Source organism: Variovorax sp. LG9.2 (genome assembly GCF_035018885.1).
In the GTDB taxonomy this organism is placed as follows: domain Bacteria; phylum Pseudomonadota; class Gammaproteobacteria; order Burkholderiales; family Burkholderiaceae_C; genus Variovorax.
In genome coordinates this window covers 295738-320356 of record NZ_JASJXB010000003.1, presented here as the reverse complement: position 1 = coordinate 320356, position 24619 = coordinate 295738, and the positions used below count along the sequence as shown (strand labels likewise).

The 24619-nt window shown below is 60.2% G+C and carries 25 protein-coding genes and 1 tRNA gene; 11 read left to right on the top strand and 15 right to left on the bottom strand.

The annotated features are described in order from the left end of the window. Positions 1-737 precede the first annotated feature (737 nt). Positions 738-1448 carry a TetR/AcrR family transcriptional regulator gene (locus tag QN413_RS05090; protein WP_323495543.1) on the bottom strand — a complete coding sequence of 237 codons (711 nt, stop codon included), beginning with the start codon at positions 1446-1448 and terminating at the stop codon, positions 738-740. Positions 1449-1564: 116 nt separating this feature from the next. On the opposite strand from QN413_RS05090, the gene QN413_RS05085 reads away from it, so the two are divergent. From QN413_RS05085 to QN413_RS05075, 3 genes are read left to right on the top strand one after another with little or no spacing between them, the layout of a single operon-like run. Continuing rightward, entirely contained in the window at positions 1565-2596 is a 1032-nt protein-coding gene (locus tag QN413_RS05085) for an aromatic ring-hydroxylating dioxygenase subunit alpha (protein WP_323495542.1), read from the top strand. Next, on the top strand, positions 2593-3558 hold the full coding sequence (locus QN413_RS05080) for a PDR/VanB family oxidoreductase (protein ID WP_323495541.1): 966 nt from the start codon (positions 2593-2595) through the stop codon (positions 3556-3558). Before QN413_RS05085 ends, QN413_RS05080 begins: the two co-directional genes overlap by 4 nt. A gap of 22 nt (positions 3559-3580) precedes the next feature. Then, on the top strand, positions 3581-3838 hold the full coding sequence (locus QN413_RS05075) for a hypothetical protein (RefSeq protein WP_323495540.1): 258 nt from the start codon (positions 3581-3583) through the stop codon (positions 3836-3838). Between the two features lie 70 nt (positions 3839-3908). Here the strand turns inward: QN413_RS05075 and QN413_RS05070 are convergent, their stop codons facing one another. Continuing rightward, a complete protein-coding gene (locus QN413_RS05070; protein WP_323495539.1) occupies positions 3909-4217 on the bottom strand; it encodes a DciA family protein in 309 nt (102 codons plus the stop codon). A 170-nt stretch (positions 4218-4387) separates the two neighbouring features. On the opposite strand from QN413_RS05070, the gene secA reads away from it, so the two are divergent. From secA to QN413_RS05050, 4 genes are read left to right on the top strand one after another with little or no spacing between them, the layout of a single operon-like run. Then, complete coding sequence (gene secA, locus QN413_RS05065; protein WP_323495538.1) at positions 4388-7174, top strand: preprotein translocase subunit SecA; 2787 nt, start codon at positions 4388-4390, stop codon at positions 7172-7174. A 29-nt stretch (positions 7175-7203) separates the two neighbouring features. Then, positions 7204-8433 carry a bifunctional glutamate N-acetyltransferase/amino-acid acetyltransferase ArgJ gene (argJ, locus tag QN413_RS05060; protein ID WP_323495537.1) on the top strand — a complete coding sequence of 410 codons (1230 nt, stop codon included), beginning with the start codon at positions 7204-7206 and terminating at the stop codon, positions 8431-8433. Between the two features lie 13 nt (positions 8434-8446). Next, on the top strand, positions 8447-9322 hold the full coding sequence (locus tag QN413_RS05055) for an ATP-binding protein (protein ID WP_323495536.1): 876 nt from the start codon (positions 8447-8449) through the stop codon (positions 9320-9322). Then, positions 9319-9768 (top strand): NUDIX domain-containing protein, encoded by a 450-nt coding sequence (locus QN413_RS05050; protein WP_323495535.1) that lies wholly within the window; start codon positions 9319-9321, stop codon positions 9766-9768. Before QN413_RS05055 ends, QN413_RS05050 begins: the two co-directional genes overlap by 4 nt. Before the next feature lie 10 nt (positions 9769-9778). Here QN413_RS05050 and QN413_RS05045 read toward each other — a convergent pair whose 3' ends face one another. The 11 genes from QN413_RS05045 to QN413_RS04995 form a co-directional block, all read right to left on the bottom strand. After that, positions 9779-9994: a DNA gyrase inhibitor YacG gene (locus QN413_RS05045; RefSeq protein ID WP_187054569.1), complete on the bottom strand. Its 216-nt coding sequence runs from the start codon at positions 9992-9994 to the stop codon at positions 9779-9781. A gap of 23 nt (positions 9995-10017) precedes the next feature. Then, a complete protein-coding gene (gene zapD, locus QN413_RS05040; RefSeq protein WP_323495534.1) occupies positions 10018-10773 on the bottom strand; it encodes a cell division protein ZapD in 756 nt (251 codons plus the stop codon). A gap of 30 nt (positions 10774-10803) precedes the next feature. Further along, positions 10804-11754: a hypothetical protein gene (locus QN413_RS05035; RefSeq protein ID WP_323495533.1), complete on the bottom strand. Its 951-nt coding sequence runs from the start codon at positions 11752-11754 to the stop codon at positions 10804-10806. Positions 11755-11810: 56 nt separating this feature from the next. Beyond that, positions 11811-12821 carry a hypothetical protein gene (locus QN413_RS05030; protein ID WP_323495532.1) on the bottom strand — a complete coding sequence of 337 codons (1011 nt, stop codon included), beginning with the start codon at positions 12819-12821 and terminating at the stop codon, positions 11811-11813. Positions 12822-12823: 2 nt separating this feature from the next. Beyond that, the gene (locus QN413_RS05025) at positions 12824-14317 is read right to left on the bottom strand and encodes an MBOAT family protein (protein WP_323495531.1); all 1494 of its coding nucleotides are present in this window, start codon (positions 14315-14317) and stop codon (positions 12824-12826) included. A gap of 80 nt (positions 14318-14397) precedes the next feature. Continuing rightward, positions 14398-15000: a dephospho-CoA kinase gene (gene coaE / locus QN413_RS05020; protein ID WP_323495530.1), complete on the bottom strand. Its 603-nt coding sequence runs from the start codon at positions 14998-15000 to the stop codon at positions 14398-14400. A 19-nt stretch (positions 15001-15019) separates the two neighbouring features. Further along, the gene (locus tag QN413_RS05015) at positions 15020-15979 is read right to left on the bottom strand and encodes a prepilin peptidase (protein ID WP_323495529.1); all 960 of its coding nucleotides are present in this window, start codon (positions 15977-15979) and stop codon (positions 15020-15022) included. Further along, positions 15979-17199, bottom strand: a complete 1221-nt coding sequence (locus tag QN413_RS05010; RefSeq protein ID WP_187054576.1) for a type II secretion system F family protein — start codon at positions 17197-17199, stop codon at positions 15979-15981. The genes QN413_RS05015 and QN413_RS05010 overlap by 1 nt, the downstream gene beginning before the upstream one ends. Before the next feature lie 21 nt (positions 17200-17220). Next, entirely contained in the window at positions 17221-18954 is a 1734-nt protein-coding gene (gene pilB, locus QN413_RS05005; RefSeq protein WP_187054577.1) for a type IV-A pilus assembly ATPase PilB, read from the bottom strand. Between the two features lie 159 nt (positions 18955-19113). After that, positions 19114-19190 (bottom strand) — tRNA-Pro (locus QN413_RS05000). A 47-nt stretch (positions 19191-19237) separates the two neighbouring features. Beyond that, complete coding sequence (locus QN413_RS04995; protein ID WP_323495528.1) at positions 19238-20236, bottom strand: polyprenyl synthetase family protein; 999 nt, start codon at positions 20234-20236, stop codon at positions 19238-19240. A gap of 186 nt (positions 20237-20422) precedes the next feature. Between QN413_RS04995 and rplU the strand changes: the two genes are divergently transcribed. The 4 genes from rplU to proB all read left to right on the top strand — a co-directional run bounded on the left by rplU (position 20423) and on the right by proB (position 23333). Continuing rightward, on the top strand, positions 20423-20734 hold the full coding sequence (rplU, locus tag QN413_RS04990) for a 50S ribosomal protein L21 (RefSeq protein WP_187054579.1): 312 nt from the start codon (positions 20423-20425) through the stop codon (positions 20732-20734). A 12-nt stretch (positions 20735-20746) separates the two neighbouring features. Further along, positions 20747-21016, top strand: coding sequence for a 50S ribosomal protein L27 (rpmA, locus tag QN413_RS04985; protein WP_187054580.1), 270 nt, complete (start codon positions 20747-20749; stop codon positions 21014-21016). 68 nt (positions 21017-21084) lie between these two features. Then, a complete protein-coding gene (cgtA, locus tag QN413_RS04980; RefSeq protein WP_187054581.1) occupies positions 21085-22152 on the top strand; it encodes an Obg family GTPase CgtA in 1068 nt (355 codons plus the stop codon). A 5-nt stretch (positions 22153-22157) separates the two neighbouring features. Next, positions 22158-23333, top strand: coding sequence for a glutamate 5-kinase (proB, locus tag QN413_RS04975; protein WP_323495527.1), 1176 nt, complete (start codon positions 22158-22160; stop codon positions 23331-23333). On the opposite strand, the gene QN413_RS04970 is transcribed toward proB, so the two are convergent. Then, positions 23334-23771, bottom strand: coding sequence for a CNP1-like family protein (locus QN413_RS04970; RefSeq protein WP_323495526.1), 438 nt, complete (start codon positions 23769-23771; stop codon positions 23334-23336). A 133-nt stretch (positions 23772-23904) separates the two neighbouring features. After that, complete coding sequence (locus QN413_RS04965; RefSeq protein ID WP_187054901.1) at positions 23905-24573, bottom strand: RNA pyrophosphohydrolase; 669 nt, start codon at positions 24571-24573, stop codon at positions 23905-23907. Between the last annotated feature and the right edge of the window lie 46 nt (positions 24574-24619).

The following is a 24619-nucleotide window of genomic DNA, read 5'->3' as shown; positions in this document are numbered from 1 at the left end:
GCAGCTACAACGCCGGCACCCATTCCCGGGTTAAGTTGAGATCGGCAGGGTGGGTCAAGTTGAGATCGGCGCCGACAGTTCAACATCTAAGTTGGTGTCTTTACACCCCGGGGAAGGTGCTTCCTTCAATCAAAACGCAGCTCATTTTCTATACACGATAGCTATTTTTGTTGTAACAATGGTGCTATCAAAAGCATAGCATCGGTAGCGTGATGATGCTATGCTATTGATAGCATCTTCTGGAGCGTTTCCATACACTGTGGTGGCGGCTGCCTGCCGACTGTGCTGAAAGCGGCTCAAACGGCCGATTTGGCGGCTCGCCGGCCGATAGACGCCACCGTCCAGCGCCATTTCGCACGTCGTCTTGTGCTCGTTTTGGAAAGCCGTCCAAGTTAACATCTGTACCGGTTCAGCCGGTTCAGCCGGCTCAGCCGGCTCGGCCGGCATTGTGATCGTGGCCGATGGGCAACTCGGTTTAAAAATATCGCCCTCAGGCAGGCACTAAGTAAAAGAGGCTTTTTGCTACGGCTTGATCAAGAAACCGACATACGTAACCCTTTACGGATGACCAAGCGGCCTATGTGAAGCTGGTGTACCGCGATGGCCAAGCGAACGGCCGACAGATCGTTTCGCCCGAATGTAGCCAGAGCTCGTGACTTTGCAGAACGTGGCTTTGCGCATAAGTTGACGGTACTTCTGACGGTATCAGCGTACTGATATGGTCCTGACGCTAATTGTCATAACGCTTGCCGGCTTGATGGTGGTTCCGACAAGCGGCACCATTCATGGCCGGGGCTCAAGATGCCCCGCACAAACAATCCCAGCACGGCGCTCAGGCGCTTCATGCCACTGGCGAGCCTTGGCGGCTCGTCGTTCAGCCAGCGGCGCACCTCGATCAGGTACAGGCTGAAGATAAGCGAAGCGATCTGGTCGGCGGGCACGTCATCCTGTGCTTCTCCGCTTTTCTGTGCAGCGCGCACCATCTGTTCGATGTGGCCCAAGATCACCGGGCGGCGGGCGTAGAAGCGATGCGCCTCTTCGCCGTGGGTAGCCCCCGGCGCCAGAAATTCGGACGTCTCGCGCAGCGCCGGACGCGCCAGCCGCGGTTCGCTGGCCCAGTAGCGGTATCGGAGCTCGAAGTACGGTAGCAATCTTTCGCGCAGCGAGCCCGGTCTTTCCAGCAATGCTTGTCCTTTGAGATTGACCGCGTCGAGCTCGTCGTTGACCACCTGCAGCAACAAGTCACGCTTGTCCTTGGCGTAGACGAATACCGTGCCGGTGGACACGTCAGCCCGCGTGGCGATCTCGCGGGTAGTCGCCGCCTCGTAGCCATGCTCGATGAACACAGCGCGCGCCGCCTCGATGATGCGCTTGCGTTTGTCGGTTTTGCTCCGCTCGCGCAGGCCCGCTCGGGGTGCTTGTGTCGGCTCAGTCTCGAAGTTGGGCATCTACGCATTATCTAGTCGTTGACGAGAAAATTGAGCAAAGTTATATTTGAGCACGCTCAATTAAACGAGTCCGTCGCCAGAAGTGGCGAGTGCCACCCCACCAAAGAGAGACACGCATGTTCCCGAAGAATGCTTGGTATGTTGCCTGCATGCCCGAGGAAATCGACGACAAACCATTGGGTCGAAAGATCTGCAGTGAGGCGATCGTTTTTTATCGCGGCCCGGACAACGTGGTCGCAGCGCTCGAAGACTTTTGCCCACATCGCGGTGCGCCGCTCTCACTGGGCTCAGTGGTCGAAGGCAAACTGGTCTGCGGTTATCACGGGCTGGAAATGGGATGCGACGGCAAGACCATCGCCATGCCGGGCCAACGCGTGCGCGGCTTTCCAGCGATACGTGCTTATCCGGTGATCGAGCGCTACGGCTTTGTCTGGGTCTGGCCCGGCGATCCAGCGCAAGCCGACGAGGCCAAGCTCCACCGGCTCGAGTGGGCCGAAAGCCCCGAATGGGCGTATGGCGGCGGGCTCTATCACATCGAATGCGACTACCGCCTCATGATCGACAACCTGATGGATCTGACGCACGAAACCTACGTTCATGCGACCAGCATAGGGCAGCCGGAAATCGACGAGACGCCGACCAAAACGACCACCGAGGGCGACGAAGTGATCACCGCCCGCCACATGGAAAACATCATGGCGCCGCCATTTTGGCGCATGGCGTTGCGCGGCAACCATCTGGCCGACGACGTGCCGGTGGATCGGTGGCAAATCTGCCGCTTCACCCCTCCGAGTCACGTGCTCATCGAGGTGGGCGTCGCCCACGCAGGCAACGGCGGCTACAACGCCGACGCCAAGTTCAAGGCGTCGAGCATCGTGGTCGACTTCATCACGCCGGAAACCGAGACGTCGATCTGGTATTTCTGGGGCATGGCGCGTAACTTCAATCCAAACGACAAGGCGTTGACAGCCAGCATCCGCGAAGGCCAGGCCAAAATTTTCGGTGAAGACCTCGAGATGCTCGAGCGCCAGCAAAGGAACCTGTCGGCGCACCCTCACCGCGCGTTGCTCAAGCTGAATATCGACTCGGGAGGAGTTCAGTCGCGCCGCGTGCTCGACCGTATCCTCGCGGCGGAGAGCGCTTCGTGACGCCAAGTGACCATCAGGTTCGCGTCGCTCGCAAGGTCGACGAGGCCATCGACATTGCAACCTTCGAACTGGTCAGCATCGACGAGCGTCTCTTGCCGGCGTTTTCGGCAGGTTCCCACATCGACGTGCACTTGCCTAACGGGTTGACTCGCCAGTATTCGCTGTGCAACGACCCGAAAGAAGCGCATCGCTACCTGATCGGCGTGCTGCGTGACCCAGGCTCGCGTGGCGGCTCGCAAAGCCTTCACGATGCGGTCAACGAAGGCGACATCTTGCACATCGGCGCGCCGAAAAATCACTTTCCGCTGGCGCACGAAGCGAAGCACAGCGTGCTTGTCGCTGGAGGCATCGGGGTCACGCCGATTTTGTGTATGGCGGAGCGCCTCGCGGTGACGGGAGCGTCGCTGGAAATGCACTACTGCACTCGCTCGCCCGAGCGCACTGCGTTCCGTCAACGCATCGCAGCTTCTGCGTTTGCAGCGAAGGTGCAATTCCATTTCGACGACGGCGATTCAGCGCAGAAGCTGGACCTCGCCCGGCTGTTGTCCAAGATGAACCCAGGGGTGCATTTGTATGTCTGCGGGCCCAAGGGCTTCATGGACTGGTTGCTGAATGCCGCCCGCGCCGCGGGCTGGCCGGCGGAGCAACTTCACTGTGAATTTTTTGGCGCGGAAGTCGTCAAATCAAAGGACGACGCCAGCTTCGAGGTGAAGCTTGCGAGTTCGGGCAAGGTTGTCTTCGTCTCCAAAGAGCAGACCGTGGTGCAAGCCCTGGCCGCCGCCGGCATCGAGGTGTTGACTTCGTGCGAGCAGGGCGTCTGTGGTACTTGTCTGACGCGCGTGCTCGAAGGTGAGCCCGACCATAGGGACATGTACCTGACGCCGGAAGAGCAGGCGGCCAACGACCAGTTCACGCCGTGTTGTTCGCGCTCGAAGTCGCGGCTTCTGGTGCTTGATTTGTGACCTTCAACTGCGAGGTTTTCTGATGTCTTGCTCGATCTCAAAAATCGTTTTTGCGTTCTTCGTTGCCACCGCTGCCGTCATGGTGAACACCGCCGATGCAGCGCCTGTGAAGCGACATGGCGCTCACCCGGTCAAAAAGGCGCGGGCCGCTGTCGATGCACCCAAGCCGGAAAAACTGGTTCGGGCGCCCGGCGGCGTCATGGTGCCGAAGCAAGCAACGGCGGGCCGCAACCCGGGCTTCATGGACGACGGAGCGAGCAAGCGCGGCGACAAGCCCTGAGCCACTCGAGCAGCTTGCGCGCGCTCTGAGAAAGCAAAAAGCCGTGAGTCGGCCAGAGCGGCGATCGCAGTCAGCGTCGAGTCTGCTGCACCTTGATTCGCAACGTCGCCACCTCCCAGCCCCGGTCCTTCAGTCGCGCGACGATCATGGGTGCCAGCTGGCGCAGCTTGGCCGCCGCGGCGCTGCCATTGACCAGCACGCACCACACATCGCCGTCGGCCGGGCCGGGCTGAACCGCGGCACGCATCTCCTTCGGTATCAGCTCTTCCACCGCTTTTAGACGTTCCGAGGCGTCGCGGGCGCGTGCCAGCAAGCCCGCGAGGGTGGGGGAGCCGTCGGCAGCCTGGAGCAATGTGAAGGTGGTTGTGCGGCGGGTCATAGGGAAATAACGGACTGAAACAAGCTGGCTAAAATGCGGGGTTTGTCGGCGCATTCGCCTGGCATCAGGGCCGCTTGCTTTTCATGAAAGTGCGCCCAATTGCTTTCACCATATCTTAGGGATCTGGATCGCAGCGCCCCGCGTGCAGGGTGTCCGTCGATCCTCCACTCATGGCAACCAATTTCCTGACCCAGATTTTCGGCAGTCGCAACGACCGTCTCCTGAAGCAATATCGGAAGACGGTCGAACGCATCAATGCGCTCGAATCCGAGTTCGAAAAGCTGAGCGACGACGCCCTGCGCGCCAAGACCGAGGAGTTCAAGGCCCGCGCCGCCAAGGGCGAAACCCTCGACGACCTGCTGCCCGAAGCCTTTGCGACTGTGCGAGAAGGTTCCAAGCGTGTCATGAAGATGCGCCACTTCGATGTGCAGTTGCTCGGCGGCATGGCCCTGCACAACGGCAAGATTTCTGAGATGCGTACCGGCGAGGGCAAGACGTTGACCGCCACGTTGCCGGTGTACCTGAACGCGCTGTCGGGCAAGGGAGTGCATGTCGTCACAGTGAACGACTACCTGGCCAGCCGCGACGCGAAATGGATGGGCCGGCTCTACAACTTTCTCGGTCTATCGGTCGGCATCAACCTGCCGAACATGCCGCGCGAAGAAAAGCAGCAGGCGTATGGCAGCGACATCACGTACGGCACGAACAACGAGTACGGCTTCGACTATCTGCGCGACAACATGGTCTACGAGCCCGGCGATCGGGTTCAGCGCGGCCTTAACTACGCCATCGTCGACGAAGTCGATTCCATCCTGATCGACGAGGCTCGCACGCCGCTGATCATCAGCGGCCAGGCCGAAGACCACACAGACACCTACCTCGCGATCAACAAGGTCGTACCGCTGCTCACCAAGCAGGAAGGTGAAGCCGATCCCCGCACCGGCGAGGGCGTCACCAAGCCCGGCGACTTCACCGTCGACGAAAAAACGCATCAGGTCTTTCTGACCGAAGACGGTCACGAGAACGCCGAGCGCATCCTCAGCGAGTTCAAGCTCTTGCCCGATGGCGCATCGCTCTACGACCCGACCAATATCACGCTGATGCACCACCTGAACGCCGCGCTGCGTGCGCGGCACCTCTATCACCGCGATCAGCATTACGTGGTGCAAGAGGGCGAGGTTGTGATCGTCGACGAATTCACTGGCCGCCTGATGACGGGCCGCCGCTGGAGCGATGGTTTGCATCAGGCCGTCGAAGCCAAGGAAGGCGTGCAGATCCAGGCCGAGAACCAGACGCTGGCGTCGATCACGTTTCAGAACTATTTCCGTCTCTACGGCAAGCTGGCTGGCATGACGGGTACGGCAGACACCGAGGCCTACGAGTTCCAGGAAATCTACGGGCTCGAAACCACGATCATTCCGCCGAATCGACACAGCAAGCGCGAAGACCAGCTCGACCGCGTCTACAAGACCACGCGCGAAAAGTACGAAGCTGCGATCGAGGATATTCGCGAGTGCTACGACCGCGGTCAGCCGGTGCTGGTCGGCACCTCGTCGATCGAGAACTCCGAAATCATCGACGAGCTGCTGAACAAGGCGGGCCTCCCGCACCAGGTGCTCAACGCGAAGCAGCATGCGCGTGAGGCCGACATCGTGGCGCAAGCCGGCCGCACGAAGATGATCACCATCGCGACCAACATGGCCGGTCGCGGCACCGACATCGTTCTTGGCGGCAACGTCGAGAAAATGATCGAGCTGGTCGAGGCCGACGAGGGCCTGGACGATGCGGGCAAGCAGGCCGAAATCGCAACGCTGCGCGTCGAATGGGACAAGGACCACGAGTTCGTGAAGTCGCTTGGCGGTTTGCGCATCATCGCGACCGAACGGCATGAATCACGTCGTATCGACAATCAACTGCGTGGCCGCTCAGGCCGGCAAGGCGATACGGGCTCGTCGCGCTTCTACCTGAGCTTGGACGATCCGTTGATGCGTATTTTTGCAGGCGATCGGGTGAAGGCGATCATGGACCGTCTCAAGATGCCGGACGGAGAGGCCATCGAAGCCGGCATCGTCACGCGCAGCATCGAGAGCGCGCAGCGCAAGGTCGAGGCGCGCAATTTCGATGTGCGCAAGCAGTTGCTCGAGTACGACGATGTTTCGAACGATCAGCGCAAGGTGATCTATCAGCAGCGCAACGACATTCTTGATGCATCCGACCTGACGGCGCAGATCGAGGCGCTGCGCGAAGGCTGTTTTACCGATCTCGCGCGACAGTTCGTCCCGCCGGAATCGGTTGAAGAGCAATGGCAGCTGGCTGCGCTCGAGAAGTCGCTGAACACCGAGTGGGGCCTCGACATTCCGTTGCAAAAAGAAGTCGAATCGGCCGCATCCATCTCCGACGAAGAGGTCGTCGAAAAGGTCGTTGCAGCAGCCAATGCCGCCTTCGACGCCAAGGTGGCGTTGATCGGGCAAGAGAACTTCACGCAGTTCGAACGCATGGTCTTGCTGCAAAGCATCGACACGCATTGGCGCGAACATCTGGCATCGCTGGACTATCTGCGCCAGGGCATCCATCTGCGCGGCTATGCGCAAAAGCAGCCCAAGCAGGAATACAAGCGCGAGGCTTTCGAGCTCTTCGGCCAGCTGCTCGACTCGGTCAAGAACGAAGTGACGCGTCAGCTGATGACGGTGCGGGTGCAGTCCGGTGAACAGCTCGAAGAAGCCGCCGAAGCGCTCGAGAGCCGCGGTGAGAACCTCGCCAACATAACCTACTCGGCGCCAACGGAATCGGGCGAAGTAGAAGTGCGCGTTGAGGAAGAGAGTCAGCGTCGCATCGCCGCGGCTGGGCTCGGCACGCTGGGCGCTGAAGCCGCTGCGTTGGCGCGCGTCGGGCGCAACGATCCATGCCCGTGCGGCAGCGGAAAGAAATTCAAACACTGCCACGGCAAGTTGAGCTGATTGGCAAGGAACCAAAACCATCTAACGCCATGCCCGTCAATCTGTCTGCCCCTGATCCTGCCGCCTTGTTCGCGGTGCCTGGCGTTCGCATCGGTGTCACCGAAGCGGGCGTACGCAAAGCCAATCGCAAAGACCTGACGGTCGTGTTGATCGACGAAGGTGCGGCGGTCGGCGGTGTTTTCACCCAGAACCGCTTTTGCGCGGCGCCGGTGCAGGTGTGCCGCGATCATCTGAAGGCGGACCATGGCATTCGTGCCATGGTCATCAACACGGGCAACGCCAATGCCGGCACTGGGGAAGATGGTCTGGCGCGCACGCGTACGGTGTGTGTTGCGTTGGCGCGGCATCTGAACATTTCACCAGAGCAGATCCTGCCGTTTTCGACGGGCGTGATCATGGAGCCGTTGCCCGTCGATCGCATCGAAGCCGGCTTGCAGGCGGCCCTGGCCGATGCAGCCCCTGGGCATTGGGCGCGTGCGGCCGAAGGCATCATGACCACTGACACCGTGCCCAAGGCCTTCAGCGAACGGGTGCTGATTGGCGGCGCCACGGTGACGATCACCGGCATCAGCAAGGGCGCCGGAATGATCCGGCCCAACATGGCGACCATGCTCGGCTTCATGGCGACCGACGCAAAGATCGACGCGTCGTTGATTCAGCCGCTGGCGCTGCAATTGGCCGATGCGTCCTTCAATCGCGTCACCATCGACGGTGATACCTCGACCAACGACTCGTTCGTTGTCATCGCGACGCAGAAGGCTGGCAACCAGAGCATCACATCGCTCGATTCGGCCGACGGTCAGGTTTTGGTGGCGGGGATGCAGAACGTGGCGCGCCAGCTCGCACAGGCGATCGTTCGTGACGGCGAGGGCGCGACCAAGTTCATCACGATCCGTGTCGAAGGCGGCAAGAACTCGGCGGAGTGCCGCCAGGTCGCGTACGCCGTCGCACACTCGCCGCTCGTCAAGACCGCCTTCTTTGCCAGCGACCCCAATCTCGGCCGCATCCTGGCCGCTGTGGGCTATGCGGGCATCGACGATCTCGACCAGACCGGCATCGATCTCTATCTCGACGACGTGCATGTGGCCGTGCACGGTGGGCGCGCCCCGGACTATCGCGAAGAAGATGGCCAGCGCGTGATGAAGCAAAGCGAGATCACGGTACGCATCGGCTTGGGTCGAGGCGATGCCAGCGACACCGTGTGGACTTGCGACCTGAGCCACGACTACGTGTCGATCAACGCCGACTACCGCTCCTGACCATGCGCACGCGATGAACGAGAACTTCGAACACCTGCTCGTGCGCGCTGAGCAACTCATCGCGCGCATCGAATCGATTCTTCCGCAGCCGCTGGTTGCACCGACCGATTGGAACGCGTCGATCGCGTGGCGCTACCGCCGTCGCAGCTCGGGCCATGGTTCGCTGGAGCCGGTTCGCCACGTCGGCACCATGCCGCTCGATGCGCTGAAAGAAATCGAAGTTCAGAAAGAAAAGATCGAGCGCAATACGCGGCAGTTCGTCGAGGGAAAGCCTGCCAATAACGTGCTGCTAACGGGCGCTCGCGGCACCGGTAAATCGTCGCTCATCCGCGCATGTTTGCAGGCTTATGCACCGCAAGGCCTGCGCTTGATCGAGGTGGACAAGGCGGAGCTGGTGGACTTGCCCGACATCGTCGATGTCGTGTCGGGTCGGCCGGAGAAATTCATCGTCTTCAGCGATGACTTGAGCTTCGACGAAGGCGAGCCCGGCTACAAGGCGCTGAAGTCGATCCTCGACGGATCCATCTCCGCGCCGACGCCGAATGTGTTGATCTACGCGACCAGCAACCGGCGTCATTTGCTGCCGGAGTACATGAAAGACAACCTCAGCTATACCCACACAGAGGAAGGCGAAGTACACCCTGGCGAGGTGATCGAGGAAAAGATATCGTTGTCGGAGCGCTTCGGCCTGTGGGTCAGTTTCTATCCGTTCAGCCAAAACGAGTATCTGACGATCGTGGCGCAGTGGTTGTCTTCTTTTGATGTCGACGCCGCAGCCATCGACGCGGCCAAGCCTGAAGCGCTGGTGTGGGCCTTGGAGCGTGGCTCCCGAAGTGGCAGGGTGGCTTACCAGTTCGCGCGCGACTATGCGGGGCGGAGGGCGGTGTGAGCGACCTGCGCAACGCGAGCGACGTGATCACCGAGACGCGTCTGCACACCGAAGTCGCCGTCGGCATCCTGATCCGGAAAAGCGACGATGCCTTGCTCCTGTCGACGCGCCCGGATGGCAAACCTTACGCCGGTTACTGGGAGTTTCCGGGCGGCAAGGTAGAGGCGGGTGAAAGCATAGAGGAAGCATTGCGGCGCGAGCTGCACGAGGAGCTCGGCATCACGATCGACAGCGCCTCGGTGTGGAAGGTGACCGAGCACGACTACCCGCATGCGCTGGTACGGCTGCACTGGTGCAAGGTCACCGCTTGGACCGGTGAGCTAGAGATGCGCGAAGGTCAGGCGATGCGGTGGCAGCAGCTGCCGTTGGACGTCGCGCCAGTGTTACCTGGCGCAATCCCAGTGCTGGGTTGGCTGGCTGCCGAGCGCGGTGTACCCGGCCCTTGATCCTGCCGGTCTACTGAAGCCGCGGGTCGCCGAACGGATCATCATCGGGCGGTGCGTCGGTCGGCATCCTGAACTCTTCACTGGCCCAGGCGCCCAGGTCGATGCCCTTGCAGCGCGCGCTGCAGAACGGCCTATTCGGATTGGCTGGCCCATAGACGCTATCGCCGCCGCATGCGGGACAGCGAACGATCCGGTCGCCCGCCTTGTTCACTTTGCTCGTCGCCACGTTTTCTCTCCTCCCGTCCTGTCTCAAGCGCAGAGGGTCAGCTCGAGCGGCGCGTCATCGGTGCTCTGGTGCAGCCGGTCGTCGTCCTCGTGGCGCATCAATCTCACCGAGACCATCAAGCGGTTGCCGCTGATCTCAGGAATAAAGCCGAGCTTCGGATCGATGCGAAGGCGCAGCAACTGAAAGCTGCGTCCTTGCGGCAACGTTTGCTGAAACTGGCCGTGGGCTGCGATCACCTTGTAAGGAACATCGGCATCACGCAGCAGCTTGAGCAAGAGGTAAATCGATTCGGCCAATGGTGCGAGGGTCGTCAGCCAGCGCTCGATGTCGGTTCGACGCATCTTGGCCGTACCGTTTTGCCACGCAAAGTACGCGGGCAAATCGAACTGGCACGTTCCGCCGGGAATGCCGACGCGGCTGCGAATACTCATCAGCCATTCGTTGTCCGTGAGCGACTGTCCGGCCTTTCCAGGCACGGTATTGAGCGTGGCGAAGTTGCGTTCCAACTGCGCAACGACCTGGTCGAGCGCGGCCACCGAGATCTGCGGATTACCGCGATAACTGTTGAAAACGTTCTTGTGCTTGTCGAGATCGCGCAGCACATCGGCCTTCAAGTCGGCGCGCGCTGCCACGTCCATGATCTCGAAGATCGTGACGAGTGCGTAGTGGTGCAACAGCGCGGAGTCGGAGGGCACCAACTCGCCAAGGCGGCGAAAGAGATGCTCGAGCCGAAGGTAGGTCCGGATGCGCTCGTTGAAGGGGTACTCGTAGAGGATCACGCTGTTCCGTTCTGGTCGGGAATCATAGTCTCACGGCGGCCGCGGCGCGGGCGGCGCCAAGACTTGGCGGACAGCTTGCAACATGCGGTCGCCCACGACCAATTGGCCATGCATCGAGAGGTGCGTGTCATTTGGGAAATAGAAATCGCGGACTCTGGCGCGCTCATCGGCGGCAAAACTGAAAAGGTCAGGACCCAGGTCTGCAGTCTTGAAGGCCGCGACGAAGGGGGCTGCATGTTGCGTGTCGACGTACACCGTCGTCTTGTCGGGAATGACCATCCAGACGAACTTGAGGTCAGACTGAGCTTTGTCAAAAGCTTTCATTTGCTCGACCGCCTCCGGTTTGAGCGGTGGATTGTCTGTGTCCTCGAAAAAGAAGAGAGCCTTCTCGCACAGCTTGTGACTGAAGTAGCTGCAACCGTCCGGAACCGGGCGCACCCAGGTCTCGTCTCCAAAGAGCGCATCGCCCGAGAGCTTGCGGACTTTTCTCATGTTGGTGTACGTGATGAGTCCGGTCGTCAACTTGGCGCTCCAGTTCAGCTCAAAGCCGGGCACGGCTTCGAGTGGTTCGAGAAACGGAACGGTCTTGACGACGGGCTCCTTCGACATGGTCGTACAGGTGGAGCCCCCCTTGAGCCGGTCACCCAGCAGGCGCTCGACACTCTCGACCACGACGAGCTTGCCCTTGAATCCGGCGCGCCGTATCCAAGGTGTGAAGTCTTTGCACAACGGGCCGGTCTGGCCCCAGTAGATCGTCGCTACTTTGTATCCCTCTTTGACGAGCCGTGATTGCCAACGCAGCGTCATCGAAAAACTGTCACCCACCACCAGCACGTCAGCTTGGTCCAAAGGCACGCCTTTGATGTATGCCTTCGTTACGATCGGAGGTGCGGCTTGCCACCCGAACTCTGCATCCGAAAGACGGCCGATTCGCGTGAGGTCGCCATAAGGCGCCGGAGTGAAAAGCGTCACCAGCAACATCGAGACGATGACCACGAAGCCCGCGGCAAAGTAGCGAAGCCACAAACGCGCCGGCATCATTTTTCAGAGTCCTTTACGGCTCGCAACATACGGGCGCCGACCAACTGATAGCCGGCAGGAGAAAGATGCGTGTCATTCGGTGAGTAGAGGTCCATTACATGGTGCCGGCTGTTGGCGGCAAGCGCAAAAAGATCGGGACCCAGGTGCAGCGCACCAAGCGCCTGCACAAAAGAAGACGCGTGGTCTTGATTTAGGTACACCGTGGTCTTGTTCGGGATCACCATCCAGATAATCTTGGGCATTCCGGCGAGCCCGTCGAATCGAGCCATCAAGGCGGCAGAGCTTGGACTTAGCACCAGATTGCGATCGTCATCAACCAGAAAGATTCCCTTATTACACAGGCGATTGCTGAATTCCTTGCAACCGTTTGGCAAAGGACGCGACACGATCAAGTCGCCCCATCTCGGGTGGTCGAATACGAGATCGGTCTGACTCGTCTTGATGGCCCGCGTATGAATGTAGGTCAGCCAGCCGCTTGCCCACTCGGCGTCCCAGTTCAGGCGCTGCGGCAGCGTCATGGCGGTGTCCGCAGCCAGTTGGGTCGCGCGTGGAATGGCCTGGAACGGCAGTGACATCGTTGTGCACGCCGCAGCTTCGTCGAGACGTTCAGGAAGAAGGCGTTCGATGCTTTCAATGATGACGTAGCGCCCCTTGAACCCTGAGCGACGCAGCCACTCGGGAAAGTTGGCGCACAGCGGACCAGTCTTGTCCCAGTGCGTCGTGACGACGCGGTAACCACCTTCGACCAGTGCTGCTTGCCAGGCAAAGCGAATCGAAAAACTGTCGCCGATGACGAGCACGTCGGCGGCGGAAACGGGGGAGTCGACCAAATACGCACTATCGAACTTGGGACCCGGTCGACGCGCCGCAAACTCGGTTTCGGAAATGCGCCCGACGCGTGTCAAGTCTCCGTAGGCAATCGGGGTGAGCAGCGTGATCCAGAGCAACGCAAAGCAGACGACAAAGCCGACGCCGTAAATGCGAAGCCACAGAACACCCGGCTTCATGACTAGAACTGGAAATACAGGAAAGGGCTGTATGTGCCCAGCCGCGACACGCAGAGGCCCAGAAGAATGACGGTGCCCAGCGCGGTCAGTGCCGGCGCGATCCGCGCGAGCACCGCGCGATGGGCGACAGCGCCAGGAACTGGAATCCAGCGATCGAGCGAGATAGTCGGTGGCAATGCCAGGCAAATCACCATGCCGACCAACAGCGTCTGGAAGAACTCAGGCTTGCGGAAGGGCACGACGAACTCGGCAAAGGCGCTGACCGGTGCGCCGTGTATACCCAGCATTCCCTTGTAGATCTGGATCGCGGCATTCATGCTTTCGGCGCGGAAAACGACCCAAGCCACCATGACGCAAACGAAGGTCAGGAACCAGCCCAGCACGATTGCAAGCCAACCGCTGGACGGTTTGTCATGACGTACTTTGCTAGTCCAGAGGTGGTTGATGACAAGGAAGGCGCCGTGCAGCGCACCCCAGATCACGAATGTCCATGCTGCGCCATGCCAGAGGCCGCCCAGCAGCATCGTCATGAAGAGGTTGAAGTAGCGGCGACCGGGGCCCTTGCGGTTGCCGCCCAGCGGGATGTAGAGGTAGTCCCGCAGAAAGGTCGACAACGAGATATGCCAACGCCGCCAGAACTCGATGATGTTGGTCGATTTGTAGGGCGAGCGGAAATTCAGCGGGAGTTGTACGCCCAAGCAAAGCGACAGCCCGACAGCCATGTCGGAGTAGCCGGAAAAGTCGAAATAAATCTGCAGTGTGTAGGCGAGCACGCCCAGCCAAGACGTGTACAGCGAGGGCAGAACGCCGGTGTGCACGCCGTTGAACACCATGTCGGCGTACTGGCCGAGACGGTCCGCAATCAGCAACTTCTTGGCGAGTCCGAAGGTGAAGATGGCAATGCCGAGCGCTAGCTTGTTGCTGTCCGCGCGGTAGGTCGAGGGGTTGGCGAACTGCGGCATCATTTGGGCGTGATGCAGCACCGGCCCGGCCACCAGGTGCGGAAAGTACGTGACGAACAAGACGTACGGAATGAACCGCCGCTCCTTCACCTTTCCCTGCCAGCAGTCGACCAAAAAAGCGATCTGCGTGAACGTATAGAACGAGATGCCGATGGGCAACGCGAGGTGCAGCAGCGGCAGCGGGGTTGCACCGCCCGCCGTCAGACCTGCATTGACGTTCTCCATGAAGAAGTTCGCGTACTTGAAGACGGCGAGCACACCCAGGTTGATCGTGAGCGCCACGATCAAGTTGCGTTTGCGGATGGCGTCGACGCGGCCGGGCTCGGGCGTCAGGCGCTGCGCGATCCAGTAGTTGAAGCAGATCGAGGCGAGCAGCAGCGGCAGCGCCTTGACGCTCCACCAGCCGTAGAAGAAGAGCGACGCCAGGGCGAGAAAGCCGGCGGCTGCCCGCGCGTTCCGGTGACCGACCAGAAAAAACCCGATCAGCACCAACGGAAAGAAGAAAAAGATGAACGCGTACGAATTGAAAAGCATCGAGAGATCGGACTGACGTCTTAAGACTCTTTGCGGGTCTTATAAGTTCGTGGTGGCTCGGCGCCGAGCGTGGCCGAGAATTATCGCGTAGGCGGCTCGGCCCAGTGACCCATCAGTACCTTCACCTCGTCGGACAACTGTGCGAATGACTTCCTGACGTTGAAGATGACTGCGTCCGCGGCTTTCAGTCGCGAGCTTCTGCTGGCTTGCAAGGCGAGTACGGACAACGTCATTTCTTCAGTCCAGTTCGAGCGGGCCATGACGCGGGCCACCTGGACTTCAGCGGTGGCGTCGACCACCAGTATGCGATCGACCTTCTGACGCCAGCGACGCGATTCGACCAGGAGAGGTACGTCGAACACGACCAACGGGCGTTGGGCTATCGCCGCCTGCCGATCGCATTCGGCGCCGATCATCGGGTGAAGAATGGCTTCGAGCCTGGTTTTTTGAGCTGGATTTTCGAAGACGATCGATCGCATTTGCGCGCGGTCGAGTGAGCCGTCCATTGCAATGACGGCGTCGCCAAATGCCTCTCTGATGGGCCCTATGGCCGCTCCGGAAGGCTGCGTCAGGGCGCGCGAAATAGCATCGGTGTCTACCAACGCGGCGCCGCATGCGACGAGCATGGCCGCCACGGTGCTCTTGCCGCTGCCGATTCCGCCGGTGAGACCGAGGCGTTGCATCAGTCGGTTCCGTTGCGTCTCAGGTCGATTTGAACGGAAACACGAAGGGGAAGTGCTGACGAACTTCGACCGGACCGATCACGAGGCATAGCAACCCCGCCCCGGCAAGGAACGGGCCGAACGAGATTGGGATGTCCTTGTGCGCGATCCGGCCTGCCCAAAGCAGGATCGCTCCCAGAATGGCGCCAACAACTGACGACATCAGGATGATCGCGATGAGGTAGTCGGAGCCTAGCCAGGCACCCAGCGCGGCCAGCAGCTTGAAGTCGCCATAGCCCATGCCTTCCTTGCCAGTTGCAAGGCGATAGGCGTGGTAGACCAGCCAAAGGCTCAGGTAGCCCAGTGCGGCACCCCAGACGGCGGCGGGCAACGAGGTTCCAGTCAAGCCCAGCGCCGCTCCCAACAGACCAAGCCACAACAGCACATAGTTGAGCGAATCCGGCAGCAATTGGGTGTCTAGATCGATCAGAAATTGACATACCAGCAAAGCAGCGAAGGTGGCCCACAGCGCGCCAGTGAAAGTGATGCCGAAGCGGTAGGCGCACAACGCAAAGAGCACACCGGTCACGACTTCGACGATCGGGTAGCGAACGCTGATCGAGGTCTTGCACTGCGAGCATCGCCCGCGGAGCGCCAGATAGCTGATCACCGGGATGTTTTCGTACCAGCGAATCGCGTGACCACAAGCGCCGCAGCGCGATGCGGGCTTTGCCAGATCGAACGTGGGGAGTGCGTCGAGCGCTGCGCGAGCTTCGGCCGCACTGGACTCGAGTCGGGCTGGTACCGGCACCTTGGCGCCGAAAACTTGAGTCCAGAGGGAAGGTCCAACTGGTGGGCGCAGCAGGCCGCCGACGGACTCGTCGAGCCAGCCACGCAACATCATCACCGGAAGCCGGTAGATCACGACATTGAGAAAGCTGCCTATGACAAGTCCGAGCACGCCAGCGAACCCGGCATCGATCCCCTGCGACACCAACATCAGACGACTTGGCCGAGCTTGAAGATGGGCAGGTACATGGAGACCACGATACCGCCGATGAGAACGCCCAGGAACACGATGATGATGGGTTCCATCAGACTCGAAAGGCCAGCGACCATGTCGTCGACTTCGGACTCATAGAAGTCAGCGGCCTTGCCGAGCATGTGATCGATGGAGCCCGACTCTTCGCCGATGGCCGTCATCTGCAAAACCATCGATGGGAACAGGTTCGCGTTGGTCATCGCACTCGTCAGGCTGGTGCCGGTAGAAACCTCTTGCTGAATCTTGACGGTGGCATCGGCGTACACCGAGTTGCCCGAAGCGCCCCCCACGGAATCGAGCGCTTCGACCAAAGGCACGCCGGCTGCGAACATCGTCGACAACGTGCGAGTCCATCGTGCCACGCAGGATTTGTCGATAAGCGCACCGAAGATAGGCAACTTCAGCAGCACCCGGTCCATCACCTTTTGAACGCGTTCGTTGCGCTTCCACGCCTGCATGAAAAAGTACAGGCCGCCACCGATGACCCCAAATATCAACCACCAGTAAGCCACGAAGAATTCGCTGATGCCCATGACGATCAGCGTGGGCGCGGGCAAATCGGCACCAAACGAACTGAACACCGACTTGAATGCGGGAATCACGAAGATCATGATGATCGCAACCACCACGAAAGCCACGACAACGACCGAAGCGGGATACATCAATGCCGATTTGATCTTCGACTTGATCGCTTCGGTCTTTTCCATGTAAGTGGCCAGGCGGTCGAGCAACTCCTCCAAAATGCCGGCCGCTTCACCTGCCTCGACCAGATTGCAGTAGAGGTTGTCGAAATACTTCGGAAACTTGCGGAACGCCGAGGAGAGCGAAGTGCCTGTTTCCACGTCGCTGCGCACGTCGTTGAGCAGTTTGGAAACGCTGGGGTTTGCGTTGCCTCGGCCCACGATGTCGAACGACTGCAAAAGCGGTACGCCTGCTTTCATCATGGTCGCGAGTTGGCGCGTGAAGATGGCGATGTCTTTAGGCTTGATCGACTTGCCGGAGCGCATCCGGCGCTTCTTGATCTTCGATGCGAGCACGCCCTGCCGCCGCAAAGCGGCCTGGACCTGGTTCTCGCCCGCCGCGCGCACCTCGCCGCGGACGGCCTTGCCATTGCGGTCCTTGCCTTCCCATTCGAAGACGAATTCTTTAAGAGTGCGTGTCGATGCGGCGGTGGCCATGTGATCTCCGGTTCGCAGTATTTATTGGTTGGTGCACGCGACCACTTCTTCCAGTGATGTCAGCCCCTGCATGACTTTCCGAAGGCCGGATTGACGCAATGAGCGAACGCCCTCCGCCTCGGATTGCCGAGCGATGTCCAGCGCACTGCCGTCGCGCAGGATGATCTTCTGGATCTCTTCGGTGATCGGCATCACCTGGTAAATGCCAACGCGGCCTTTGTAGCCGCCATTGCAGGCCGAACAGCCCACCGGGCGGTATGGAGTCCAACCGCTGTCGGCGTCGGTCGCGCTAAAGCCTGCGTCAAGCAAGGCTTCACGCGGTATTTCGGCCGGTGTACGGCACACGATACAAAGGCGTCGGGCCAGCCGCTGCGCGGTGATCAGGATGACGCTCGATGCGATATTGAAAGGCGCGATGCCCATGTTGCGCATCCGGGTCAACGTGGTCGGTGCGTCGTTGGTGTGAAGGGTCGACAGCACCAGGTGACCGGTTTGGGCCGCCTTGATGGAAATGTCGGCTGTCTCCAGATCCCGAATTTCGCCCACCATGATGATGTCGGGATCCTGCCGCAGAAAAGCGCGGAGAGCGGTCGCAAAAGTCAGTCCGGCCTTCTCGTTGACGTTGACCTGATTGACGCCCGGCAAATTGATTTCAGACGGGTCTTCCGCCGTCGCGATATTGACGCCCGGTTTGTTCAGCAAATTCAGGCAGGTATAGAGCGACACCGTCTTTCCCGAGCCGGTCGGTCCCGTCACGAGGACCATGCCGTAAGGACGACCGATGGCCTGAAGCAAGCGCGCCTTTTCGTCGGCGTCGTAACCCAGTGCGTCGATGCCCAGCCGGGCGCTGCTCGGATCGAGAATCCGAATCACGATCTTTTCGCCGAACAAGGTCGGCAGCGTGCTGACCCGGAAATCGATGACACGGTCGGCGCCGATCTTGAGCTTCATGCGACCGTCTTGCGGCACGCGCTTTTCGGAAATGTCGAGCCGCGATATCACCTTGATGCGTGATGCCAGCTTGTCTTTGATGACTGTTGGCGGGCTCGCAATCTCGCGCAATTCACCGTCTACGCGAAATCGAACGCGGTAGTTGTGTTCGTAGGGTTCGAAGTGAATGTCCGACGCGCGCATGCTGAAGGCGTCCAGCAGCATCTTGTGCAGGAAGCGCACCACGGGCGCGTCTTCGACTTCGGCAACGGCCTGCTCGTTGGCGTCACCCGATGTGTCCGCCGTGACTTCGTCGAACTCGAATTCGGCGCCAACGATGTTGTCGATGGTTTCTGCCGCGCTGACCGCATTGGCCTCGACCATGCGCGAAAGCTTGTCGTACTCGGCGATGACCCAGTCGACGCCCATTTGCGACGCAAACTTGATCTTCTCGGCGGCTTGCTGGTCTGACGGGTCAGCGGTAGCGACGATCAGTCGGTTGTTTCGCTTGCTGAGAACGACGATGCGGTACGCCTGACACAGCTTGGTATCGAGCAGGTCTTTGGGCAGACGCTGTGGGTCGATTGCATCGAGGTCTAGCAGCGGGGCGCCGAACGCGCTGGAGAGCGTATGGGCAAGGTCGGCGGCCGAAACCGCGCCGGTGCCGGTCAATTCGGCAATGAAGCTGGTGCGACTCGACTGCGACTTCTGATAGATATCTTCAGCTGTCTTGGCAGGCAATTTGCCGGCGGAGATCAGCGCGCGCGCTAGACCGGGCAGCGCAACTGGCAGGTTTTCTTTGACGAGAGGTTCGGCAGCGGCCATGCAGCGAGTGTAAAAAGCGTGAAAAAGTGCTTCACGATCATCGCTGATCGCCTTAATACTGTAAACCGCAATTGCCGTGCCGTGCCGTGCCGTGCCGTGCCGTGCCGTGCCGTGCCGTGCCGTATCGCACAGCTTTTGGCATTACAGCCACACAAAGGCTGGTCGGGGTGAGAGGATTCGAACCTCCGGCCTCTACGTCCCGAACGTAGCGCTCTACCAGGCTAAGCTACACCCCGATTTGTTACAACACGGCGGCGTTTCAGGGCTCGCGCTTTGCGAATTCCTATGCGCGCCGCTCGAGTAACTGAGCTGCCAATTGTAGCAAACCGTTCGTGTGCGAATTGGCTGGAAAGTCCCGAAGAGCGTCGATGGCGCGTTGCGCTTCAGTCGCAGCCGCGGCTCGCGTGGCGTCGAGTGCGCCGGTCTGGCGCACGATCTCGACAATAAGCGGCAGTTGGCTTGTATCGCCTGCTTCGATCGCTGCTCTTACCAGGGCGCTCTCGTCCGGCTGCGCTCGCTGCATCGCAAGAATCAACGGCAAGGTCGTCTTGCCTTCGCGTAGATCGTCACCCAGGTTTTTACCGGTTTCGCTGGCGTCTCCGGCATAGTCGAGCACATCGTCGATCACCTGAAATGCAGTGCCGAGTGCCTGACCGTAGGTCGCGCATGACTCTTCCACGTCTGCGCCAGCTCCAGCCAAAACCGCGGCGAGCCGGGTGCTGGCTTCGAACAGCTTTGCCGTCTTGGAGCGGATCACCCTCAGATAATCGACCTCGTTGAGCGATGCGTCGTGCATGTTCATCAGCTGTAACACCTCGCCTTCAGCAATCACGTTCGTCGCTTCTGCCAGGATTTGCATGACGCGCATGTTGTTTGCATCCAGCATCATTTGAAATGCTCGCGAGTAGAGAAAATCACCGACCAGAACACTGGCGGGGTTGCCGAAAGACTCGTTGGCAGTGGGGCGACCGCGTCGCAGGGTCGACTCGTCGACAACGTCGTCGTGCAGCAACGTTGCGGTATGAATGAACTCGACCACTGCAGCCAGGTTATATCGCTGGTCGCCGGTGTAGCCCAGCGCACCGGTCATCAGCAGCAGCAGCGCAGGGCGGAGGCGCTTTCCGCCGGCAGCGATGATGTATTGCGAAACGTGACTGACCAGAGGAACGCCCGTGTCCAGTCGCGCAGCAATCACGCGGTCGACTGCCTCCATGTCATTGGCAATCAAGCCGAGGACGGCGGCTGTGGAAGAGGCTGATGCGTCAGCGGCAGGAACTGGCAAAGCAAGGGCGCCGGAGCGCTTTAAATGGGCGTCGAAACGGGCCGAAGCCGTGGGGCGCCAATTATAGGGAGCAGCGCGCTCAAGTCATTTGCCCACGCACCAAATCATGTTAGCAACCGCAAACCGTGCTATATTCTCGGGCTCTACGGAATTCGTCCGTGGAGCTTCCTATTCAAGAGGTCATTCATGTACGCGGTCATAAAAACCGGGGGCAAGCAGTATCGTGTTGCTTCCGGCGAAAAAATTAAAGTAGAACAGATTGCTGCGGACGTAGGCCAGGAAATCGTGATCGACCAGGTTTTGGCTGTCGGAGACGGCAGTGAAATCAAAGTTGGCACGCCCCTGGTGTCCGGCGCAACCGTGACAGTCACAGTACTGTCGCACGGCAAGCACGACAAAGTGCACATCTTCAAGATGCGCCGTCGGAAGCACTATCAGAAACGTCAAGGCCATCGCCAGCAGTTCACCGAACTGCAAATCGGCGCGATCGCCGGCTAAGGAACCGACACCATGGCACAGAAAAAAGGCGGCGGCTCAACGCGAAACGGGCGCGATTCAAAGCCCAAGATGCTCGGCGTCAAGGCGTTTGGCGGCGAGATGATCAGCGCAGGCGCGATCATCGTGCGCCAACGTGGTACCCGATTCCACCCCGGCGTGAATGTCGGCATCGGCAAGGACCACACGCTGTTCGCTCTGGTGAGCGGACATGTTTCGTTCGCCATCAAGGGTTCGCTGAATAAGCACACCGTCAACGTGATGCCGGCGGCTACCCAAGCCTGATCGATCGCTCGATCCGCTCCAAGGAGCCCCGCTTGTCGGGGCTTCTTCATTTGTAAACTGGATATTCCATGAAGTTCGTCGACGAAGCTTTTATCGACATCGCTGCTGGCGATGGCGGCGACGGCTGCGTGTCGTTCCGGCATGAAAAGTACAAAGAATTTGGTGGTCCGAATGGCGGCGACGGTGGCCGAGGCGGCCACGTCTTCGCCGTGGCCGACTCCAACCTCAATACGTTGGTGGATTTTCGTTTCTCGCGCCGGCATGACGCCAAGCGCGGTCAGCATGGAATGGGTTCCGATATGTTCGGCGCCGCAGGTGACGACGTCACGTTGAAGATGCCGGTCGGCACGATCATCACCGACGCAGAAACCGGCGAAGTCTTGTTCGAACTGCTGGCACCGGGCGAAGTCATCACCATTGCCAAAGGTGGCGACGGGGGTTTCGGCAACATGCGCTTCAAGAGCGCAATCAATCGAGCTCCTCGTCAAAAAACGCCAGGATGGCCAGGCGACAAACGCAGCCTCAAGCTCGAGCTCAAGGTGTTGGCTGACGTCGGGTTGCTTGGCATGCCTAACGCGGGCAAGTCGACACTGATTACTGCCATTTCAAACGCGCGGCCGCGTATCGCAGACTATCCGTTCACCACGCTTCACCCGAACCTCGGCGTGGTGCGCGTGGGCCCCGAGCAGAGCTTCGTTGTCGCTGATCTGCCTGGTCTGATCGAAGGTGCGGCAGAAGGCGCCGGACTCGGCCATTTGTTTTTGCGCCATCTCCAGCGCACGCGATTGCTGCTGCACGTCATCGATATCGCTCCTTTCGACGAAGGTGTCGACCCGGTAGTTCAGGCGAGAGCGATCGTCGGTGAGCTGAAGAAATACGACGCAGCGCTGTACGAGAAGCCTCGCTGGCTGGTGCTGAACAAGCTCGACATGGTGCCCGACGAAGAGCGTGCCGCCCGCGTCAAAGATCTCGTCAAACGGCTGCGCTTCAAAGGCCCGGTATTCGAGATATCTGCGCTCACGCGGGAAGGGTGCGAACTGTTGGTGCAGGCCGTCTACCGTCACGTGAAAGCGCAGCAGCTCGCCGAACAGCCCCCGGCCGAAGTCGATCCGCGCTTCGCCGAACCGGCGCCTTGAAGATGGTGGCATCCACCGTCTTGCGCGACGCGCGGCGTATTGTCGTCAAAGTGGGCTCGAGCCTTGTAACGAACGAAGGGCGCGGCCTCGACGAACACGCGATTGGTGAATGGTGCCGGCAACTCGCGACGCTGGTGCGCGAAGGGCGCGAAGTGGTCATGGTGTCGAGCGGCGCCATCGCCGAGGGCATGAAGCGGCTGGGCTGGCGGGTGCGGCCGCACGAGATCAACGAGCTGCAAGCGGCTGCGGCCGTGGGCCAAATGGGCTTGGCGCAGATCTACGAAACCAAGCTGCGCGAGAATGGCATCGGTAGCGCGCAAGTGCTGTTGACGCACGCTGATTTGGCCGATCGCGAACGCTATCTCAACGCCCGGTCGACACTCGTTACGCTGCTGCGCCTCGGCGTGGTTCCGGTCATCAACGAAAACGATACGGTCGTCAACGACGAGATCAAGTTCGGCGACAACGACACGCTGGGTGCACTGGTCGCCAACCTCGTTGAAGCCGATGCATTGGTCATCCTCACCGATCAACGCGGGCTTTTCACGGCCGATCCGCGGAAGGATGCTGAAGCTCAATTCGTCCACGAAGCAGCTGCGGGCGATGCATCACTTGAGGCCATGGCGGGCGGCGCCGGTTCGAGCTTGGGCCGAGGCGGCATGATCACGAAGATTCTGGCGGCCAAGCGTGCGGCCGGGTCGGGTGCCTCTACCGTCATTGCATGGGGACGTGAACCCGACGCCCTGCTGCGCCTCACTCGCGGAGAGTCGATCGGCACGTTGTTGATCGCACAAACTGCGAAGCATCAGGCCCGCAAGCGCTGGATGGCCGATCACTTGCAGATGCGCGGCGCGGTGCGGGTCGACGCCGGCGCCGCTGCCAAGGTGCGAGGCGAAGGCAAGAGCTTGCTACCGATCGGCATGACTGCGGTAGAGGGCGACTTCTCGCGGGGCGATGTGATCGCTGTGCATGACGAGGCCGGCGTCGAGCTGGCGCGTGGTCTTGCCAACTATTCGAGCAGCGAGGCGCGGCTGCTATGCCGCAAGCCTTCGGCCGAATTCGAGCGCTTGCTCGGCTACGTCGCCGAGCCGGAAATGGTCCACCGCGACAACATGGTGCTTATGCCTTCGGCGTCGGCTACGACGACCGGCCAATCCAACGGGGCGTTCGGCGGACGCTGATCACTGCATGCCGGGGATTTCCGGTTCGCGCATCGGCTGCTTGATATAGCGAACGATCTCGGCGACCGAGGCGCGTGGCGCGTGACCTCTACACAACCCCTGATTCGCCAATTCCTTCGCATAACTGGACCGCAAATCGCGAAAGCTCTTCCACTCCGGGTTGGTGGTGGCACGCCAGCCATCGCTTCCATAGCGCGCATAGCTCTTCGTCTCTTCGCTCGAACAGCGCACGCCTTCATAGAAGGCGTTGATACCGCCACCAGTTGAATTTGAAGCTACGACCACATAGCGAACGATGCCGTCGCCGGTGATCGCGATGGTGGCCGGATCGACGCCAAACTTCGAAGTCATATACGAAGGCATTTCGATCGACAGGAGCTTGTTCGCATCGAACTTGGGCGGCGCTGGAACTTCAGTCTCTTTCCACTCGACGTCCATGCTGGTGCGGGTTGGTAGTGGTGGCGAGCCGGCTTGAGCCCAGTCAGGATTGCTCGTATCGCGCCCAGCGCTTGCGCAACCCACACCAGCGACCGAGACAAGCGTGCACAAGCAAGCAAACGTGAGAGCGCGTTTAGCGCGGCGCGTGAAGCGGATCGGGAGGATAGGGAACATCGTTCGCAAGGTTGGCATTGGCAGGAGCACTGGGGTCAGGATCGAAGCTGGCACCCGGTGGAAGCTCGAAGTTGGATTCATAGCCTGCAGCAGAAGGATGGCGCTCGAATTCTCGGGCGCGCACATTGCTGCGCAGGAAACGGTTACGAAAATCTTGTCTAGGCAGGTAGCGTGAAAGTTCGGTGAGCGCCATTTCATAGACGCCGCGCTTGAATTCGACCACCACGTCAAGCGGCACCCAGTAGTCGTGCCAGCGCCAGGCGTCGAATTCCGGATGATCGGTCGCACGCAGATTCAGGTCCCAGTCATGACCGGTGAGCTGCAATAAATACCAGATCTGTTTCTGGCCCTTGTAGTGACCTCGTGCGTCCCGGCGAATAAACCGGTCCGGCACCTCGTAGCGCAACCAGTCGCGGGTACGGGCAACGATTCGCACATGCTCCGGCTGGAGCCCTACTTCTTCATGCAGTTCCCGGAACATCGCTTGCTCCGGACTCTCGCCTCGATCGATGCCACCCTGCGGAAACTGCCAGGAGTGAGTGCGTATGCGCTTGCCCCAAAAAACCTGGTTTCTCTGGTTGAGCAGGATGATGCCGACGTTGGGCCTGAAGCCGTCCCGGTCGAGCATAATCAAACCCCAAATTTCTATGAACTGAGTCGATTATGCACGCCGT